This is a genomic window from Gordonia sp. 852002-10350_SCH5691597, assembly GCF_001665715.1.
In the GTDB taxonomy this organism is placed as follows: Bacteria; Actinomycetota; Actinomycetes; order Mycobacteriales; family Mycobacteriaceae; genus Gordonia; species Gordonia sputi.
On sequence record NZ_LZMO01000054.1, the window covers coordinates 1 to 3,091 of the forward strand.

Genomic DNA, 3,091 nt, shown 5'->3' on the forward strand with positions numbered 1-3,091 from the left:
CGGCCCCGTGCGTTCCCGGGCACCGATGCGATGTCGGGTGTGCACACACTGCGTACGTTCGCCGATGCTCTCGCGGTGCGATCGGCCATCGATGCGGCGCAGAACGCTGTGGTGATCGGCGCCGGATTCATCGGCTGCGAGGTGGCGGCGAGTCTCTCGTCGCAGGGAATCGACGTCACCATCGTCGAACCGGCATCCACACCGCTCGCACTCGCGCTCGGGCCGCGGATCGGAGCGCTCGTCACGCGGATGCACGAGGCCAACGGGGTCACGGTGCGTACAGGGGTCGGCGTCGCCGAGATCGTGGCGGGCCAGGGTGGCGCAGTCCGCGAGATCACGCTCGACGACGGGTCGGTCGTGCCCGCCGACCTCGTCGTCGCCGGGATCGGGTCCACACCGGTGACCGATTACCTCGACGGGTCGAACATCGAACTCGCGCCCCGCGACGTCGGCGGCGGAATCGCTTGCGACGCACAGGGTCGCACATCTGCGCCGGGCGTCTACGCCGTCGGCGACGTCGCCAACTGGCTCGACGCCGCAGGCGATCCACGACGGGTCGAGCACTGGAACCACACGGTCGAGCAGGCTGCGATCGTGGCCGCAGACATCACCGGCGGAGAAGGTGTGACGGCCGCCGTGCCGTACTTCTGGAGCGATCAGTTCGACCTCAAGATCCAGGTGCTCGGTGATCCGCGAGCAGACGACGACGTCCACGTCGTCTCCGACGACGGCAAGAAGTTCCTCGCGTACTACAGCAGGGCCGGAATGCTCACCGCGGTCGTCGGCGCGGGCAAGGTCGGCGCCGTGATGAAGACACGTCCGAAACTGCTGACACCGACGCCGATTTCGGAGCTCGTGCCCGACGCATGAGGTATGCAGTCGAAGCATCGGGAAGCGCGGATGGGTGACGCGGGAGGGTCCGCCGAGGACGTGATCGCCGCAGTCGACGAACTGGCCGATCCGGAGCGAGCCGCGTCGATGGCGTCGTACTTTCAGGCGCATCCGGGCGGCTACGGCGGCGACGACGAGTTCCTCGGTGTCCGGGTTCCCCAACTGCGCGCGATCGCGAAGCGGTTCCGCGGGATCAGTCGCGGCGAGGTCCGTACTCTGCTCACGTCGCGCTACCACGAGGTACGACTGGCCGGATTGTTCTGCGCGCGTGACGGGTTCGACCGTGCCGACGCTGCGGAGGCCGACCTGTGGGTCGCGGACTACCTTACGGCTGTGGCCGCGGGGATGGTGAACAACTGGGACCTCGTCGACTCGTCAGCTGATCCGATACTCGGTGAATGGTCGTGGCAGCACGGCGATGTGGACGTGCTACTGGATTACGCTGCGCGAGATGATCTGTGGGAGAAGCGGATCGGAATCATCGGGACCTTCGCCTGGATCAAACACGCCGACGCGCAGGCATTGGCGGCGGTCGCGCCGCTGGTGATCGACGACCGCAGGCCGCTGATCCAGAAGGCATTCGGGTGGATGCTGCGCGAGATGGGTAAGCGCGTCGACGCCACGGCGCTCACGTCCTATCTCGATGACCACGCCGCCCACATGGGCCGTACCGCACTGGGATACGCCGTCGAACACCTCGATGCGGAGGCTAGGGCCCACTACCGGTCACTGCGCTGAAGAACGTCCCGGTGCCGTTGCGTCAGGCCGGGTGGCCCGCACGGAGCATCCGCTCGCGGAGCGCGTCGTAGATCGCCGGGCTGCGTAGCAGTGACGCCACGATGACCGCGGCGGCGCCTGCCGCGAGCAGCGGTACCGTCACACTCGTGATCGTGGTCATCTCTATGACAAGCACGATGCCGGTGAACGGAGCCCTGACCACTGAAGCGAACAAGCTCGACATGCCGACGAGTACCAGTGACAACACCAGTTCTCGTCCCAGATCGGTGGAGAACACCTCGATCAATCGCGCGAAGAACAAGCCCAGGAGTGCGCCCAGTGCGAGCATCGGCGCGAAGATGCCCCCGGGAGTGCTGACAGAATACGACAGCGGTCCACCGACGAATCGCACGGCCAGAAACACGATGAGGGTGAGTAGTGCGAACCGCTGACCGTCGAAGATGTTCTGCGACAGCGCGTCCCCGCCACCGACGAGGTCGGGATTGATCTGCATGACCGCGCCGATGACGGCGCCGACGGCGGCTGCCGTCACGAGCGCGGGCACACGGGAGAGCGCATCGAACCAGCGCAGCATCGCGCGGATGAGCCAGTTGTATGCGACACCCACCAGACCGACGAATGCGCCGAACAGGACGAACACCGGTACGAGCGCGAAGCTCGGTCGTGCAATCGCCGGCACCGCGAAATCGGGGTGATCGCCCAGGATGAGACGCGAGCAGCCGACCGCTGTGGCGACGGAGGCCAGCGTCCAGACCACCAGGCGGATGCGGACGGTCTTGGCGATCTCTTCGAACACGAACATCGCAGCACTGATGGGTGCGTTGAAGGCGACGGCGAGACCGGCTCCGGCGAGGACGGTCTGCAATCCGCGGACTTCGTCGGCCGTTGCTCGGCACAGGTGTCCCGCGGTCGCGCCGATGGTCGCACCGATGTGCACGGTCGGACCCTCACGCCCGAGCACCATCCCGCCGACACCGATCGAGAGCAGACCGCCCACGAATCGTGCGGGGACCACCCGCAACGGTGGGGGATCGGCTTCGCCCCGCTCGACCGCCTCGACGTGTTGGATGCCGCTACCGGCTGCGAGAGGTACCCGGAGCGCGATATAGGTGGCCCCGACTGCTGCAGCGGCTGAGATCGATACCGGGACAAGCCACCCCCACGGACCATGAGTCGATGTCCAGTTCAGGACCGTGCCGACGCGCCACGCGTCGATGTGTTCGAGAAGCCAGCGAAATCCGCCGCCGACGAAACCGGTGACAGCACCAGCGGCCGCGGCGACGAGCGTGAGGAGGACCAGGGTGCGCGCATCGAGTCGTTCGTGCTCGACGCGGTGAAACCCCGCGTGGTCAGAATGACTCACGAAGCGTCGCGGAAGATCTTCACGGCGGCTGCGATGAGCGGAATCTGAAGGGGGAGTCGGCCTATCGCGATCGCCTTGTACACCGGAGGCTTGTGCCAC

3 protein-coding genes are annotated in these 3,091 nt (G+C 66.6%); 2 read left to right on the plus strand and 1 reads right to left on the minus strand.

All coding sequences use genetic code 11. The features are described from left to right. Nucleotides 1–870, plus strand: an 870-nt coding sequence (locus A5777_RS03820; protein ID WP_064861679.1) for an NAD(P)/FAD-dependent oxidoreductase, incomplete at its 5' end; no start/stop codon positions are given. A 30-nt stretch (nt 871–900) separates the two neighbouring features. Next, the gene (locus A5777_RS03825; protein ID WP_064861680.1) at nt 901–1,629 is read left to right on the plus strand and encodes a DNA alkylation repair protein; all 729 of its coding nucleotides are present in this window, start codon (nt 901–903) and stop codon (nt 1,627–1,629) included. Nucleotides 1,630–1,651: 22 nt separating this feature from the next. Here the strand turns inward: A5777_RS03825 and A5777_RS03830 are convergent, their stop codons facing one another. Continuing rightward, complete coding sequence (locus A5777_RS03830) at nt 1,652–2,992, minus strand: ClC family H(+)/Cl(-) exchange transporter (protein ID WP_064861681.1); 1,341 nt, start codon at nt 2,990–2,992, stop codon at nt 1,652–1,654. Between the last annotated feature and the right edge of the window lie 99 nt (nt 2,993–3,091).

Coding starts and splice junctions, on each gene's coding strand:
- A5777_RS03825 (WP_064861680.1), top strand. CDS start 901: ATGGGTGACGCGGGAGGGTCCGCCGAGGACGTGATCGCCGCAGTCGAC.